Origin of the sequence: Glacieibacterium arshaanense, from assembly GCF_004681125.1 — a bacterium.
Lineage (GTDB): Bacteria > Pseudomonadota > Alphaproteobacteria > Sphingomonadales > Sphingomonadaceae > Polymorphobacter_A > Polymorphobacter_A arshaanense.
Genome location: NZ_SIHO01000001.1, coordinates 995,194 through 1,011,556, shown reverse-complemented (window position 1 = coordinate 1,011,556; position 16,363 = coordinate 995,194). Strand labels below are relative to the sequence as shown.

Annotated in this window: 14 protein-coding genes and 1 tRNA gene; 8 read left to right on the top strand and 7 right to left on the bottom strand. The window is 64.2% G+C overall.

The features are described from left to right. The first annotated feature begins 36 nt into the window (after nt 1–36). From EUV02_RS04650 to EUV02_RS04640, 3 genes are all read left to right on the top strand, one after another. Complete coding sequence (locus EUV02_RS04650; protein WP_135245016.1) at nt 37–2,238, top strand: beta-glucosidase; 2,202 nt, start codon at nt 37–39, stop codon at nt 2,236–2,238. After that, nucleotides 2,235–3,623 (top strand): sulfatase family protein, encoded by a 1,389-nt coding sequence (locus tag EUV02_RS04645; protein WP_135245015.1) that lies wholly within the window; start codon nt 2,235–2,237, stop codon nt 3,621–3,623. The genes EUV02_RS04650 and EUV02_RS04645 overlap by 4 nt, the downstream gene beginning before the upstream one ends. A 141-nt stretch (nt 3,624–3,764) precedes the next feature. Beyond that, entirely contained in the window at nt 3,765–5,327 is a 1,563-nt protein-coding gene (locus tag EUV02_RS04640; protein ID WP_135245014.1) for an acyl-CoA synthetase, read from the top strand. 98 nt (nt 5,328–5,425) lie between these two features. Here EUV02_RS04640 and EUV02_RS04635 read toward each other — a convergent pair whose 3' ends face one another. Genes EUV02_RS04635 through EUV02_RS04625 form a run of 3 tightly spaced genes read right to left on the bottom strand, consistent with a single transcriptional unit; the run spans nt 5,426 to nt 7,640 of the window. Beyond that, nucleotides 5,426–6,211, bottom strand: coding sequence for a crotonase/enoyl-CoA hydratase family protein (locus EUV02_RS04635; protein ID WP_135245013.1), 786 nt, complete (start codon nt 6,209–6,211; stop codon nt 5,426–5,428). A gap of 53 nt (nt 6,212–6,264) precedes the next feature. After that, nucleotides 6,265–6,885, bottom strand: coding sequence for a 2-hydroxychromene-2-carboxylate isomerase (locus EUV02_RS04630; protein WP_135245012.1), 621 nt, complete (start codon nt 6,883–6,885; stop codon nt 6,265–6,267). A gap of 11 nt (nt 6,886–6,896) precedes the next feature. Next, nucleotides 6,897–7,640, bottom strand: a complete 744-nt coding sequence (locus EUV02_RS04625; RefSeq protein ID WP_243445761.1) for an SDR family NAD(P)-dependent oxidoreductase — start codon at nt 7,638–7,640, stop codon at nt 6,897–6,899. Between the two features lie 185 nt (nt 7,641–7,825). Here EUV02_RS04625 and EUV02_RS04620 point away from each other — a divergent pair, with 185 nt between their 5' ends. The 4 genes from EUV02_RS04620 (at nt 7,826) to EUV02_RS04605 (ending at nt 12,231) form a co-directional block, all read left to right on the top strand. Next, the gene (locus EUV02_RS04620) at nt 7,826–8,419 is read left to right on the top strand and encodes a TetR/AcrR family transcriptional regulator (RefSeq protein WP_135245010.1); all 594 of its coding nucleotides are present in this window, start codon (nt 7,826–7,828) and stop codon (nt 8,417–8,419) included. Nucleotides 8,420–8,603: 184 nt separating this feature from the next. After that, nucleotides 8,604–9,185, top strand: a complete 582-nt coding sequence (locus EUV02_RS04615) for a 2-hydroxychromene-2-carboxylate isomerase (protein ID WP_207790108.1) — start codon at nt 8,604–8,606, stop codon at nt 9,183–9,185. Continuing rightward, a complete protein-coding gene (locus EUV02_RS04610; protein WP_135245009.1) occupies nt 9,182–9,880 on the top strand; it encodes an SDR family NAD(P)-dependent oxidoreductase in 699 nt (232 codons plus the stop codon). The genes EUV02_RS04615 and EUV02_RS04610 overlap by 4 nt, the downstream gene beginning before the upstream one ends. 35 nt (nt 9,881–9,915) lie before the next feature. Then, entirely contained in the window at nt 9,916–12,231 is a 2,316-nt protein-coding gene (locus EUV02_RS04605; protein ID WP_135245008.1) for a molybdopterin-dependent oxidoreductase, read from the top strand. A gap of 212 nt (nt 12,232–12,443) precedes the next feature. Here the strand turns inward: EUV02_RS04605 and EUV02_RS04600 are convergent, their stop codons facing one another. Together EUV02_RS04600 and EUV02_RS04595 are read right to left on the bottom strand one after the other, a co-directional pair. Next, nucleotides 12,444–13,475, bottom strand: a complete 1,032-nt coding sequence (locus tag EUV02_RS04600) for an SDR family NAD(P)-dependent oxidoreductase (protein ID WP_135245007.1) — start codon at nt 13,473–13,475, stop codon at nt 12,444–12,446. A gap of 16 nt (nt 13,476–13,491) precedes the next feature. Beyond that, the gene (locus EUV02_RS04595; RefSeq protein WP_207790107.1) at nt 13,492–15,210 is read right to left on the bottom strand and encodes an alginate export family protein; all 1,719 of its coding nucleotides are present in this window, start codon (nt 15,208–15,210) and stop codon (nt 13,492–13,494) included. Between the two features lie 152 nt (nt 15,211–15,362). Between EUV02_RS04595 and EUV02_RS04590 the strand changes: the two genes are divergently transcribed. Beyond that, nucleotides 15,363–15,941 (top strand): Rrf2 family transcriptional regulator, encoded by a 579-nt coding sequence (locus EUV02_RS04590; RefSeq protein WP_166430499.1) that lies wholly within the window; start codon nt 15,363–15,365, stop codon nt 15,939–15,941. Here the strand turns inward: EUV02_RS04590 and EUV02_RS04585 are convergent. Continuing rightward, a complete protein-coding gene (locus EUV02_RS04585) occupies nt 15,938–16,105 on the bottom strand; it encodes a hypothetical protein (RefSeq protein ID WP_166430498.1) in 168 nt (55 codons plus the stop codon). The genes EUV02_RS04590 and EUV02_RS04585 overlap by 4 nt on opposite strands. A gap of 94 nt (nt 16,106–16,199) precedes the next feature. Beyond that, nucleotides 16,200–16,284, bottom strand: a tRNA-Leu gene (locus EUV02_RS04580). Nucleotides 16,285–16,363: the final 79 nt, after the last annotated feature.

Genomic DNA, 16,363 nt, shown 5'->3' with positions numbered 1-16,363 from the left:
CGACAAAGATCGCACATCGTCGATGGGGAGACTGACATGCCGGAAGCAAACCCGCCCAAGATCGGGCACCACCTGATTGCGCTCGCCGGCACTGCGCTTGCTGCGGCATCGGCGCAGGCCGCACCGTCCCCCGACGACCGCGCTGCGACCACCGAAAAAGCCATGCATGCCGACGAGCGCACGACGTTGACCATCGGCATCATGGCGCTGCCGATGTTTGGCGACCCGCTGCCCAAGGAAGCCATCCTCGGCGCGGGCTATGTGGCGGGCATCCCCCGGCTCGGGGTGCCGGCGCTGACGCAGACCGATGCCAGCCTTGGCGTCTCCTATGTCGGCGGCGCGCGAAAGGACGGCGCGACGGCGCTGCCATCTGGCATGGCGATGGGCGCGACATGGAACCCGCCGCTGCTCGAAGCCGCCGGCGCAATGATCGCCGGCGAAGCCCATGCCAAGGGCTTCAACGTCCTGCTCGCAGGCGGCATCAATCTGGTGCGCGACCCGCGCAACGGCCGCAACTTCGAATATCTTGGCGAAGACCCGCTACATTCGGGGCTGCTCGGCGGCGCTGCGGTGGCGGGCATCCAGTCGCAGCACGTCATTTCAACGGTCAAGCATTTCGCGCTCAACGGCCAGGAAACCGGGCGGCATTTCGTCGACGTCATCATCGACGAAGCCGCCGCACGTGAAAGCGACCTGCTGGCGTTCGAAATCGCCATCGAACGCGGCCAGCCCGGCGCGGTGATGAGCTCGTACAACAAGGTCAACGGCGCCCAGGCCAGCGCCAATGACTGGCTGCTCAACGGCGTGTTGAAGCGCGACTGGCACTACAAGGGCTGGGTGATGTCCGACTGGGGCTCGGTCGACGGCGTCGAAAGCGCGCTCGCCGGGCTCGACCAGCAAATGGGCGCGCAGCTCGACAAGGCGCCGTTCTTCGGTGCGCCGCTCGCTGCCAAGGCAGCCAGCGACCCGGCCTATACGACTCGCGTCGCCGACATGAACCGCCGCATCCTGCGCTCGATGTACGCGGTCGGCATTGACACCAACCCGCCCGTCATCAAGCCCATCGACCTCGCCGCCAACGCGGTCCTCGCCGAGGCGGTGGCAAAGGAAGCCATCGTGCTGCTGCGCAACAACAAGAATGCGCTGCCGCTCGCTGCCAGCGCCAAATCGATCGCCGTCATCGGTGGCTATGCCGACAGCGGCGTGCTGTCGGGCGGCGGCTCGTCGCAGGTGCAGGGTATGGGCGGCCCGGCGATCAACGTGCCGATCGGCGGCGACGGGCCGTTCGCACCGTTCATGGGGCAGTTCTATCACCGCTCGGTGCCGCTCAAGGCGATCCGTGCGCACGCGCCGAACGCGCAGATCCGCTACCGCAACGGCAACTACATCACTGACGCGGTCACCATCGCGCGCAAGTCGGACATTGCCATCATCTTCGCAACGCAGTGGACCGGCGAGGGCATGGACGTGCCCGACCTGTCGCTGCCGTACGGCCAGGACGCGCTGATTGCCGCAGTCACCGCCGCCAACCCCAACACAATCGTCGTGCTCGAAACCGGCGGGCCGGTGATGATGCCGTGGCTCGACAAGACCGCTGCGGTCATCGAGGCCTGGTATCCCGGCGCGCGCGGCGGCGAAGCGATTGCCAGCGTGCTGTTCGGCGATACCAACCCCTCGGGCCGCCTGCCCGTCAGCTTCCCCGCCAGCCTCGACCAACTGCCGCGCCCCAAGCTCGATGGCAGCGATACGCTCGAGCCGCGCTTCGACGGCCGGGCCCTGCAGGGCGAAACGCTCAGCGCCAACTACAACATCGAAGGCGCCGACGTCGGCTACCGCTGGTTCGCAAGGAACGGCAGCAAGCCGCTGTTTCCATTTGGGTATGGGCTGAGCTACACAAGCTTTGAAACCGGCGCGCTGCACGTCGACCCGCACACGCTGACGGCAAGCTTCAGCATCCGCAATAGTGGCGCGCGCGCCGGCGCGGTGACGCCGCAGCTCTACCTCGTTAATGCCAACGGCAGCGCGCGCCAGCGACTGGCGGGTTTCACCAAGCTGACGCTGGCACCCGGCGCGGCGCAGCAGGTCGAGGTCAAGCTCGACCCGCGCACCATCGCCCGCTGGGAGAAGGACGGCTGGAATATCGCCGCCGGCCGCTACAGCTTCGCATTGGGCAATTCGGCGACCGACCTCGGCACGCCGGTCGAAGTCACGCTGGCCGCACGGCACTGGAAACCATGAGCGTGCTGTGCCGCCGCCAGTTCCTCGGCGCCAGCACGGCGGCGCTGGCGCTCGCCGCAATGGGCGGGATTGCCTATGCAGCACCGCGCAGGAAACCCAACTTCATCGTCATCCTGTGCGACGACCTCGGCTTCGGCGACATCGAAGCCAACGGCGGCACCTCGATCCGCACGCCCAACCTCAACCGGCTGGCGCGCGAGGGCACGACGCTCACCGACTATTACGCCCCCGCCAACATCTGCACGCCGTCGCGCGCCGGCATGCTGACCGGCCGCTACCCGATCCGCACCGGGCTTGGTTATCAGGTCATCATGGCAAAGGGCGACACGCGTGTGCTGCCGACCAGCGAGGTGACCATCGCCGCAGCGCTCAAACCCGCAGGCTATGTCAGCGGGCTGTTCGGCAAATGGCACCTCGGCCACACCGGCCCCGACTGGTCGCCGGTCAAGCACGGCTTCGATGCATTCTTCGGCATCCCCTACAGCCATGACATGCAGCCGCTCGAGCAGTTCGCCGACGACGGCAGCGGCGTGAAACCACTCGGCATTCCCGTCGAGCAGGCGCGGCTGCAGCAGCAGTTCTACGAAACCGCCGAACGCTTCATCACCGTCAACGCTGCGCGGCCATTCTTCGTCGAACTGGCGCTCAGTGCGCCGCACCTGCCCAACTTTCCCGACCCGAAGTTCGGCGGCACCAGCAAAGCGGGCGCCTACGGCGATGTCGTCGCCGAAATCGACGCGCTGGTCGGGCGGCTGCTCGCCAAGCTCGACAAGCTCGGCATCGCCGATGACACGCTGCTGATCTTCACCTCGGACAACGGCCCCTGGTACGAAGGTTCGGCTGGCGACCTGCGCGACCGCAAGGGCGGCGCCGGCTATGACGGCGGCTACCGCGTACCGTTCATCGCGCGCCAGCCCGGCGTCGTGCGGGCGAACAAGCGCGTCGACTCGATCGCCATGGGCATCGACCTGTTGCCGACATTTTGCGCGATGGCCGGTGCGCCGCTGCCCGCGGGCGTGACGCTCGACGGTGCCGATATCGGGCGGCTGCTGACGGCGGGCGACCCCTCCCCGCACGATCAACTGCTGATTTTCGACAATGAGGATCTCGTCGGCGTCCGCACCCAGCGCTGGAAATATGTCGCTGCCGAATATTACCGGAGCGTGCTGCTGCCGCTCGAAAAGATGGGCTCGCCGCAGCTTTACGACGTGGCGTCCGACGCGCGCGAAAACTACAGCGTCGCGTCGTTGCACCCCGATGTGCTCGCCGAAATGCAGGCCCGGCTGAAGGCCGCGCGGGCGACGTTCGGCCCGATGAAAGCCAAGGACATTCCGCCGGTCTATCGCGCGCTCTACGAAGCGATGATGAAACCGGCGCAACCCTAGGCTCGCAACATTTGAACGTTGGCGGCGGGTGCAACGTCACGAGGGTATAGACGCGGGGCCCCTGCACGACATAAAGCCCGCTGAGACTTGACGCTTACGTCAACCGTAGACGTCCCCACTTCGACCGACCGGAGAACCGCCATGCATCCTTACCTTCACGCGCAGACCAACCCCGACAAGGCCGCGCTGATCATGGCCGGCAGCGGCGAGACGGTGACCTATCGCGAACTCGACGATCGCTCGAACCAGGGCGCGCAACTGTTCCGCGCCATCGGGCTGCAGGCCGGCGACGGCATCGCCTTCTTCATCGAAAACCACCCGCGCTATTACGAGCTGCTATGGGCCGCACAGCGCGCCGGGCTGCGTTTCACCTGCCTGTCGTCGAAGCTGACCGTCGATGAAGTCGCCTACATCCTCCAGGATTGCCAGGCCAAGGCGTTCATCGCCTCGACAGCGCTGCTCGGCATTGCCGTGCCCGCCGCTGCTCAGGCGGGTACCAGCAACCTCTATGTGCTCGGCGAAACCGCCAGCGGCTTCGAGAATTTCGAGGCGGCACGTGCCCGCTATCCGGCAACGCCGATTGCCGACCAGACGTCGGGCAGCGCGATGCTCTATTCGTCGGGCACCACCGGTCGGCCCAAGGGCGTCAAGCGCGCCGGCGTCGTCGATCCCGATATCGCCGCGCCGAATACGCTCGCGATGATCGGCACTGCGCTTTACGGCTGGTCCGCCGACACCATCTATCTGTCGCCGGCGCCGCTGTATCATGCCGCACCGCTCGGCTGGTCGATGGCGGTGCAGTCGCTGGGCGGCACCGTGGTTATGATGGAGGGCTTTGATGCCGAAGCGGCGCTCGCAGCCATCGAACGCCACAAGGTGACCAGCGCGCAATGGGTGCCGACGCACTTCATCCGCATGCTCAAGCTGCCCGACGACGTGCGCAACAAATATGACCTGTCGTCGCTGACCGCAGTATTCCACGCCGCAGCGCCCTGCCCGGTGCCGGTCAAGGAAGCGATGATCAGCTGGTGGGGCCCGATCATCAACGAATATTATGCCGGCACCGAAGGCAACGGCTTCTGCGTCTGCAACTCGACCGAATGGCTCGCGCACAAGGGCTCGGTCGGCAAGGGCATGGGTGTCGAAGTCAAGATTTGCGACGAGGACGGCAACGAACTGCCGGTGCGCAGCGAAGGCCTGGTGTTCTTCGCCGGCGGCGGCCAGTTCGAGTACTACGGCGACCCAGCCAAGACCGCTGAATCGCTCAACAAGCACGGCTGGTCGACGCTCGGCGATGTCGGCTGGCTCGACGAGGACGGCTTCCTCTACCTCACCGACCGCAAGAGCTTCATGATCATTTCGGGCGGCGTGAACATCTATCCGCAGGAAATCGAAAACCTGCTCATCGGCCACCCCAAGGTCGCCGATGTCGCCGTCGTCGGCGCCCCGCACGAGGAAATGGGCGAGGAAGTTGTCGCCGTCATCCAGCCGATGGACTGGGCCGACGCCACCCCCGAATTCGCCGCCGAAGTCTCGGCCTGGCTCCGCGAACGCCTGTCGCACGTCAAGTCGCCGCGCCGCATCGACTTCATGGTCGAACTGCCGCGCCACCAGACCGGCAAGCTCTACAAGCGCCTGATCCGCGACACCTATTGGGGCAAGGCCGCAACCCCGCTCGAACTGGTCGCCGGCAACCGGCGCTAGGCGCGGGTCAAAAAAATCTCGGAGCCGCACCGCAGAATGGTGCGGCATCCATTTACTGAATCACACGCGCATTCCGATGCCGGCGCATCGATACGAGGCTACCGGCCCTGAAACACTGCTGACCTGCGCTCGACGAACGACTTGATGCCTTCGGCGGCATCGGCGCTGTTCATCACCTGATCCTTGATTCCCGGTATCGCGTCGATGGCGGCTTGCTCGCCGGCCTCGATGAACTTGCGGCCGGCGGTCTTTGTCACGCGGATGCCGAGCGGGGCGTTCGCGGCGATGATGCGGGCGAGCTCCATGGCGCGGTCGATCTGTTCGCCGGGCGCCACAAGCTCCTGGACCATCCCGATACGATAGGCCTCTACAGCGCTGAATTCGTCGCACAGCAACAGATGGTACATCGCGTTGCCCCAGCCGGCGCGCGTCATGTAGCGGAAGTGCGCGCCGCCCAACGGCGCGATGCCGCGCTTGGCTTCCATCTGGCAAAAGCGCGCGTCGGTTGCCGCGACAACGATGTCGCCCGATAGCATGAGTTCGATGCCGATGGTGAAGCAAATCCCCTGCACCGCGGTGACGATCGGCTTGGTGCACTGGTTGGCAAGCCCAAACGGGTCGATATTGCCTTCGGGATGCGGCTTCACCGTAGCGGTGGGACCAAAGAACTTCGGCATGTCGAGCCCGGCGGTAAAGGCGCTGCCGGAAGCACACACGACGCCCACCCAAAGGTCATCATCATTTTCGAGCAGCGTCAGCGCATCGGAAAGCTGCGCCATCATCTCGGGGCTGAAGGCGTTCTTCTTCGCCACATTGTCGATAATGATCTTCAGGATGTGGTCGTGCCGTTCGGCATAGACGCGACCATCGGACATGTCGGACATCATTGCTCTCCTTCGGTCGTCGCGCCTCTGCATGACGATTGCAATTCAGCAATTCAGGCGCTGGCAGCCATCCGCTTCAGCAAGTCCTCGATCTGGCCGATGCGTTCCTTGCCGAAGAATATCTCGTCACCCACGAAGAAGGTCGGAATGCCGAACACGCCGCGTGCGGCCGCTGCATCGGTGTTGGCCACCAGCTCCGCCTTGACGTCAGGGCTGTTCGCAAGCTCGATCAAGCGCTGCCCGTCGAGGCCACCCTTGTTCAAGCAGGCGAGAAACACCGCCGGATCATCCATTTTTTCGCCAGCTTCCCACATCCCGCCGAGCACGATGTCCAGATATTCGTTCGCGACCCCCATGTGCTGCGCTGCAACCATGCCGCGCATCAGCCCCAGCGTGTTGATCGGGAAATGCGGGTTCATCCGGAACGCTTGCAGTTTGTGCAGCTCAATAAAACGCTGCATTTCCAGGTGCTCATATTCGAGCTTGCCCTTGATGCCCGCAAACGCATTGAACGGCGCCTGATTGCCGGTCAGCTTGAATATCCCGCCGAGCAGGCACGGGACCAATTTGATTTCCGCGCCGTTCTGGCTGGCGATTTTCGGCAGGACTTTCAGCGCCATATACGCGTTCGGGCTGGCAAAATCGAAGATGAATTCGATGACGGGTTTGTTCATGTCGGGGCTCCTCACCATTTTTCGCGCCACGGGCGCAGATCGAGTTCATGTGTCCATGCCGAGCGCTGCTGCCGGTGCAGCATGACATAGTTGCTGGCAATGTCGTCGGGCTTCAGGATGAGGTCTTCGTCGAGCAGCGGCGTGACATCGTCAATCCGCGACCTGGTGAACACCCCGTCGATCGCACCGTCGCAGATGACATGCGCGACGTGCACGCCCTGCGGCCCCAGTTCGCGCGCCATCGACTGCGCAACGGCGCGCAGGCCGTTCTTGGCAGCCGCAAACGCCGCGAGATTTTCACGACCGCGGATGCTGGCGGTTGCGCCGGTAAAGATGATGGTGCCCTTTCCGCGCGGGACCATGACCCGCGCCGCCTCGCGCCCGGCCAGAAATCCGGCGAAGCAGGCCATTTCCCAAACCTTGGTGAAAACCCGCGTCGTCGTCTCGCGGATGCCGAACTGGACGTTGGCGCCGATGTTGAACACCACGACGCTGATCGGCCCGATGTCGCGTTCGATGGTGGCAAACAGCTCGATCGTTTCTGCCTCGGAGCGTGCGTCGACGCCGAAAGCATGCGCCTCGCCGCCGGTGCTGCGAATGGCCTCGGCAAGGGCTTTGAGCTGGTCCAGACTGCGGGCGCGCCGGGTCATGCACACCGGCATGCCTTCCGCAGCAAATGCCCGGGCGATGCCGGCGCCGGCGCCTTCACCTGCGCCGATTACCAGACAAACTTCCTTCGCCGATACCCGTTCCACCTGCCTTCTCCTCCACCAAGCAAGCCGAAACTGCACGCCGGATCGCATTTACCGCGCCATTCGAGCTTGGCCATCTGTATGATGTTTATCATTCAGGTGGTCAAGCTTGCATGCTGCTGGCAGTATCAAATCAGCATGATATATGTCATGTTGCCGGATGATGCCGATACAGATGGAGACCGAAATTGGGACATTCGAAGGCTGAAAAGGCCCAAAGCCGCGAGCGCATTCTGGCTGCGGCGGCGACGAAAATCCGTGAATCGGGCCTCGATGGCATCAGCGTGGGTGACCTGATGAAGTCGGTCAACCTGACGCACGGCGGCTTTTACGGGCACTTTGAATCGCGCGCGCACCTGATTGCCGCGGCGCTTGAACAGGCACTGGCCGATGGTGAAAAGGCGTCCGCTGCGTATGCCGGCAAGAACGGCAGCATCACGGTCAAGTCGATCGTCAACAGCTATCTCAGCCCCGCGCATCGCGATCATCCAAGCAGCGGCTGTGCCATTCCGACGCTCGCCGGCGAAGTCAGCCGCGCCGATCCCGAAGTCCGCGCTGTCATGGCGCAGCAGCTGGTCAAATCGTTCGACGCCATGGGCGAAGCGCTGGGTGAATCCGGACAGGATACCGAGCAGTTCGCCGTATCCGCCTGGTCGATGATGGTCGGCGCTATGATGATTTCGCGCATTCTGGGCGATGATCCGCTGGCCGATCGGGTGCTGGCGCTGACGCGCAAATCGATTCTCGAGCTTGCGGCGCTCCACGACGGACACAAAAACTAGGCTCGCACTTTTTCGGGAACCCCGGGCGCGCTAGGCGCCGCTGCGCGCACAGCTAGTCTCCGTCATACAGAATCGGACACGCCCCATTGGCCAGCTGGGATTCCGCGTCAGCTCTGGAATCCCGCTTGATTTAGCATGATAGGCATCATACAGAATTGCCAGTCTGACAGCGAGGAGACGAGTCGTGGCAGCTGTGGAATTCCATTTCGACTATCGTAGTCCCTACTCGTATCTGGCGATGACGCAGACCGGTGATATCGACCTGACGCTGCACCCGTTCGATGTCATCGACGTGATGAAGCGGGTGGGCAACACGCCGACCACCATCACCTGCAAGGCCAAGGGCGCCTACGCCTCGGTTGATCTCGGCCGCTGGGCGCGTCGCTACGGCGTGCCGATGAGCCCCAATCCCAAAATGCGCGATATTGACGGCCGTCTGTTGCTGCGCGCGACGCTAGCCATCCCCGATGGCCCCGAGCGCCGCAAAGCCGCGACGGCGCTGTTCAACGCGATGTGGGGCGAACCTGCGCCGCTGGGGTCGCCTGCCGAAATCGCCGCGCTGTTGGCCGCGGCGGGCGTTGCGGGCGCTGCGGGGCTGGCGGAGATGATGGACGGCGCCGTGCTCGAAGCGCTGCTCGATGCCGCAAACGCCACCGCCGCCGAACGCGGCGTGTTCGGCTCGCCGACATTCTTTGTCGGGACCGAGATGTTCTTTGGCAACGACCGGCTCGACTTCATGCGCGACACCATGGGAGCCGCAGCATGAAGCCGCTCGCTGTCGTCACCGGGGTCGGCCCCGGCACGGGTAGTTCGCTGGTCCGGCGTTTCGTTGCTGGCGGCTATCAGGTCGCCATGATCGCGCGTGACGTGGCGCGCCTTGATGCACTTGCCGCCGAACTCCCCGACGCGTTTGCCGTGCCCTGTGACGTGACTGATACCGCGGCGCTGCTCGCGGCGCTCGAGGCCATACGGCAGCGTGCCGGCGCACCCGAAGTCGTCGTGCACAATGCCGTCGGCGGCGCCTTTGCCGACTTCATGGAAGTGGCGCCCAAAACGCTGCAACTCAATTTCGACGTCAATGTCATGGCGCTGCTTCACCTCGCGCGCTGGGCCGCGCCGCTGATGGTCGAACGCGGCAGGGGCGCGATCATCGTCACCGGCAATACTTCGGCACAGCGCGGACGCGCCAAGTTCGCCGGCTTCGCGCCGACAAAGGCCGCGCAACGCATTCTGGCTGAATCGATCGCGCGCGACCTCGGTCCCAAGGGGGTGCATGTCGCCTATCTGATCGTCGACGCCGTTATCGACGTGCCGTGGGCGCGGGCGCTCTACACCACCGCCGAAGACGACTTCTTCATCAAGCCGTCCGCGATCGCCGACGAAGTCTATCATCTGGCGCATCAGGACCGTTCGGCGTGGTCGTTCCTCGCCGAAGTGCGACCGTACCGGGAAAATTGGTAGCCAGCCATAACGCCGCCTTCGCAGGAGCATTGACGATGTCTGAAACCGTGACCCGAAAGTCGGCGTGCATCCTGTGCTATGTGAACTGCGGCATCGAAGTCGAGATCGAAGACGGCGTGATGAAGCGCGTCCGCGGCGACAAGGACAACCCCAAGTCGCTCGGCTACATCTGCCAGAAGGCCGGGCGATTGCCCTATTATGCCAATGACCGCGCGCTGCGGCTGACCAGCCCGCTGCGCCGCACCAAGAACGGCGACTTCGAAAAGATCAGCTGGGACGTGGCAATTGCCGAGATCGCGGCCAAGCTGCATGACGTGCGCGCCGTCGGCGGCACGCAGGCGTTCGGCTATTACGGCGGCGGCGGCCAAGGCAGCGTGATGGGCGGCGTGTTCGGCCAGGCGCTGCGCGGCGTGATGGGCAGCGGCCCCTATTTCAGCGCCGTCTCGCAGGAGAAGACTGGCGATTTCTGGGTCAACGGACACATGTTCGGGGCGCACAACATTCACACCGCCGAAGATGTCCATGGCGCCGAACTCACCATCGTGCTCGGCTGCAACCCGTGGATGGCCAACGGCTTTGTGCGGGCGCGCGACGCCATGTCGGCCATCGGCAAAGACCCGAACCGCAAGATGATCGTCATCGATCCGCGGCGCACCGAAGTTGCCGATCTTGCCGACCTCCACCTCGCATTGCGCCCCGGCACCGATGCCTTCCTGCTGGGCGCCTTGCTCGCCATGATCGTCGCACGCGGCGGACAGGACGATGCATTTCTCGCCGCCCGCACCACCGGCTGGGAAGAGGTGCGCACCGAACTTGCGAAAGTGCCCGTCGATGCTTGGCTCAAGGCGGCCGACATCAGCCGCGAACAGGCGGAGTCGGCCGTCAACATGATCATCGACGCTGCATCGATGACAGTGCGCGCCGACGTCGGTGTGCAACAGTCGCGCAATTCGACGCTCAACGCCTATCTTGAAAAGCTGCTGTTCCTCGTCACCGGCAATTTCCTCAAGCCCGGCTGCAACGGCCTCCACACCTGGCTCGCACCGATGTGGGGCCACTCGCGTCCAGGCTCGGCCGACCTTGCCACCGGTCAGGCGCGCATCGCCGGGCTGTCGCCGCCCAACGACCTGCCCAAGACGATCCTGACTGATCACCCCGAACGCGTCCGCGCCATGTTCGTCGATTCGGGCAACCCCGCCAACACGGTGACTGACACCACCGCCGTCGAAAAAGCGCTTTCGAGCCTCGATCTGCTCGTCGTCGTCGAAGTCGCCATGACCGAAACCGCGCGGCTGGCCGACTATGTCCTGCCGGCCTGCAACCAGTTCGAACGCTGGGAAAACACGCTGTTCAACTTCGAATACCCGCACAATGTCTTCCAGCTGCGCGAGCCGTTGTTCGACCCGTTGCCCGGCACGCAGCCCGAGCCCGAAATCTATGCGCGGCTCATCCGCGCCATGGGCTTCATGCCCGCGGACGCGCAACTGGAGCATCTGCGCGAACTGGCTGTTTCGGACCGCTCGGCTTTTTCCGCAGCTTTTGCCGAGTTGCTGAAGGAAGCACCGCATCACCGCTACATCGCGCCCGTCATCCTTTACGAGACGCTGGGTCAGGCGCTGCCGCCGGGTGCCGCGGCGACAGCGGTGTGGTGGCCGGCCGCCCACCAATGCGCCCGGGTCAACCGCGACGCCGTGATCGGCGCCGGGTTCGAAGGCGAAGGCCCGGCACTGGGCGAAGCGCTGTTCGAAGCCATGGTCAGCCGGCGCTCCGGCGTGATCTTCACCGATGAAAAGCACGAAGACCTGTGGCGACTGGTCGGGCATGCCGACGGCAAGGTGCACCTTGCCATTCCCGAAATGTTCGACTGGCTGGCGCGGCTGAACGTCGCCGTTGTCGAGCCCGACCCGGCATACCCGATCATGCTGATCGCCGGGCAACGCCGCCACTACAACGCCAATCAGGCCATCCGCGACCCGCGCTGGCGCAAGAACGACCCGGCGGGCGCGCTGCACATGCACCCCGATGATTTGGCGGCGGCAAACGGCGTCGCCGGCGGCTGGATGGCGGTCGTGACCCCGGCTGGGCGCTTGGTGGTCAGGGTTGACGCCGATCCCCGCCTGCACCGCGGCCAGGCTTCGTTGCCGCACGGCTACGGACAGATTTACGATACGCCGCAAGGCCGGGTCACCATCGGCCCGCGCCTCAACATGATCACCATGACCGAAGACTGCGACCCGATCGCGCGCACGCCGCACCACAAGAATGTGGCAATCCGCGTCGAGCTGCCGACTCTAGCGGAGATCAGCTTCCACGAAGAACAGGAAGTCTGGGCCAAGCAGGTCACAGGCTAGCAATGGCCTACCGCGGAGTTCACATAATGGCCAGAATTGCGATTGCGCGACCTAAAGCTGCCTTTCCGCTATCGGCCCCAATCCGGTCAGAAATGTGCCTCGGTCGCAACGCGCGCTATTCCGGTCGTTAGATACACAACAGTCGATGCTCGATTGCTGCCGGTCCATCCGGCTCGAACATCGGCTGTATCAAAACCTTTCGGGATCGCCGTTCAATACGCCGTCCACCCCCCGTCGGTGGCATATTGCGCGCCGGTCAGGTTCGACGATTCGGGCGACAGCAGGAACAGCATCACCGCGACCTGTTCCCACACCGTCGCCATGCGGTGCGTCGGGCTGGCGTACATCTGGATCGACTCGGTCTTGATCTTGCCCATGCTGGTGCCGCCACCAGCGCTCTCCTTGTTGACCGCAGCGACCAGCTTGCCGGCGCGTTCGACCATCGGCGTGTCGGTGGCCGCCATGTTGACCGAATTGACGCGGATTCCGTACGGCGCATAGTCGATGGCGGTGTTCGCCGTCAGGCCGTTGACCGCATGCTTGCTGGCGACATAGGCGGGGTTGCCGGATAGCCCGGTCAGCCCGGCAATCGATCCGACATTGACGATCGCACCGCCGCGCTTTTGCGCCACCATCTGGCGCAATTCGGCGCGCATCGATTTGAATACGCCGGCGGCGTTGGTTGCGAAGACATTGTCCCAATATTCGTCGCTGGCTTCGGCGACAGGCGCGAACACCAGCGGCTTCTGCTTGGGATAGTCGATCGGGTCGCCCGAATAGACGCCGTCCATCACCCCGGCATTGTTGATCGCCAGGTCGACGCCGCCGAACCTCTGCACCGCCAGTGCGACGAGCTTGTCGCAATCCTCGGTCTTGGCGACATTACCGACCATATAGGCGATCCTGCCGCCCGCGGCGGTGATCTCGGCCGCGGTGGCGCGCGCCTCAGCGGGCAGCCAGTCGATGCCGACGATATTGGCGCCTTCGCGGGCGGCGCGGATCGCGGCGCCGCGCCCCATGCCACGGGCAAAGCCGGTGATGACGATGGTTTTGCCGTTGAAACGCCCGGGGATGAAATAGGCCGGATCGAGCGGCGTGACTTCAAGCGCGGTCGCACCAGCCACCGGCACCGCCGTCGGGGGTGTCGCACCGCTCGCCGCGGCCTTTTCAGCCGCCACGGCTTGCGCGACGGGCATGGCTGCGGCGCCCACCGCGAGACCCTGCAACAAAGAACGACGATCCATCAGACTTCTCCTCTGCTCAAAAACTGAAACGTGCCATCGCCATCGCGCTGAACCACGGCGACAGCGGTGCGGCAATCGCGTCGCTGACCCCCGAAAGCGGGAAGGTCGCGGCGACACCGGACTGGATATAGATGTTGCGTGTCGGGAAATATTTGAACGTGCCGTTGATTTCCCAGCCGAGCGGCTTGCCCGCCAGCGTCGACAGCGTGCCGCCGATGTTGTTGGTCTGGTCGGCGGTGAACAACCACAGCTGCGGCACGAATTCGGCGCGCGGGCCAGGTCGCATCCGCGCCTGAAGCCGCTGCGCGATCACGTTCGAATCCTGGAACATCTTGTAGTGATTGATGCCCTGCACCCATTCTTCGGGGGTGCCACCCGAAAACAGCGGGTCCCAGCGTTCATAGGTCGGTGTCGTCGGGTCATCGCCGCTGAAATACGACAGCCGGTAGCTCAGCGTCGGGCTCCATGCCCAGCGCGTCGCCGTGCAGCCGGCTTCGACATAACCGCCCCAGGCGCGCATTTCGAAGACATTGTCGTTGTTGCGCTGATGCGCGACTTCGGTGCGGAAATACGGCCCGCTCTGACTGGTCAGCGTCGGTTGCCAATAGAAACGCAGGTCGAAGACGTTGAGCCCGGCGCGAGTCCCCGATGACGTCGGCGTGTAATAGCCGTAGCCGGATTGCGGCACATGCAGGTACGTCAACCCGAACTGCTTGTCGGTGCCCAGTCCGGTTTCGACGTTGATGCCGTTGACCAGTGTCTGCGAATCGATCGGCGGCAGTTCGTCGGGATTGAAGTGGAACACCGCGACCTTGATGTTGTTGTAGCGCGCCTCCGCCAGATACAGCATGTCCGCGGCCCAGCGCGGGTTGAGCTGCAGGCCGGCGCGGTCGAAACCGTTGCCGGCGGTGATGCGGATGAGCATGCCGTCGGCAATCTTGAATGGCTGCCGCCCCGCCGACAGATTGACCACCAGCCGCCGGCCGTCGTCCCAGGTCTTGCCGAAAACCACGCCGCCATAGGCGTCTTCGACCGCGCCATAGCTGCGCGTCTGGCTGGTGAACAGCTCGGCCCCGCCCGATTCGGTGAACATGTACGACAGACTGCCATAGACGTAGATTGACGGCGTCAGCGGCCCGATGCCCTGCACGCCCATTTCATACGCGCCTTCGCCCCACGCCGACCAACCGGCACCCGACGGACCGTCGGCGAGCGGATTGGCGCCCAGAAACGCATCGGGCTGGGCGTACCAGGCGTTGTGGTTGGCATAGGCCAGCGTCGCCGCGACGGCCTTGAGCTTGAGCACGCTGTCGGCAGTACGGCGGAAATAGGGGAATCCCGGCGCAGGTGGAGCCGTCGCGACCTTGCCTTCACGGACCGTGACCGTGACGTTGATAATGACGCCGCCCATTGTGCCCGGTTCAAGCGTGGCCTTGGCGTCGGCGATGCGCGCCAACCCCGACACGCGGCCCAGCCCCCAGTCGAGCAGCAGGTTGCGGAAACCCGAACCCGGAAACAGCCCCAGTGCCTTGCGCGCGCTGTCTTCGAGCGCGCTGCGTTCGCCGGGGTCTTCGGGCGCGTTGACCAGCGCGATACGCACGGTCTCGATGCGCAAATCCTCCCACGGATCGGGCCCGACCTGCGCCACCACCGGCGTGGCAACAATGGACAGTAGCAGCGCGATGAAGCGCACGCCATGGCTCAGCCGTCGCCACATGCCGAACGATGCGGTCATTGCTGCCACCGGTAACCCCGCCGTCTGGACTGCCGCGCGATACTGCGCCGCAAGACCCTATATGCTACGATTAATTCGGTGCAGTCACTTGATGCCCAATTTGGGTATCATGGCAGCACCGCGCGCGACATTCCAGCGCATGAACGGCGCGCTTGATTGACGACCGGCGCCAATTCCTGTCCATTTGGCGGATGGCAGCCTCACCACCAGACGCCACGCTACGCGGCCTTGTTGCCAGCCTGATGAAGGAAGACTTCGCGCGCACGCATTGGCTGTGGGTCGAAGGTCATCTGCGCATCCTCGTCGAACTGCGGCAGGTGTTTGGCAACGACCTCGACAAGATCATGATTCTGGCGGTGATCGGCCAACAGATGCTTGGTGAGCCGCAGTTTCAAACATCGCGGTTCGAACAGCTTGGCAACGTGATACCGCCGCTCAGTCAGGAGCGACTGACCAACATTGGATCTATTGCGGCGGCGACGGGCATTCCGCGCGAAAGCGTGCGGCGCAAAGTCGACGAGCTCGTCAAGGCCGGTTGGGTCGTGCGCGGTGCAAACGGCCATCTTGTCGTCGATGCGCAGGCATCGAGTGACTTGAGCCCGCCCACGCTGACTGCCATCGATATGCTCGACGGATTATTCACCCAATTCGCGGGGCTGCTGGCCGCGCGCGGCTGGATCGAACTGCACAAACTGCCCTCAGCAAATGCGGCGGCCAGCTTCGACTCCTAATCTGCCGAGCCGCAATCGGCGCCCTTGCGGCCGAAGATCGGTCGCCTCGCGAGCGGCCGGATTCGGGCATCGAATGTCGGCTCGTAGTTGACCGGAATGGGGTCGATAGCCGGGATGCCGTTCTGGCGAATACCAATGGCAGCTATCCCAGTACGATCGACCAAAACCGGACGGACCGCTTCCGGCCCCGAACCGGTCATTGCCGTCGTAGCTCGGCGCTAGGCTCAAGCTTGATCGATTATGGTACACAGAAATTAATGGTGCCCCTGGCCGGACTCGAACCAGCACGCCTTGCGGCACTCGATTTTGAGTCGAGCGCGTCTACCAATTTCACCACAGGGGCATCGGCCACGCTGCTAGCCGATGACGCGCGGGTGTGCAACGCTTCAACAAACAAACCTTGCCTATTTGGCGCTAAGACC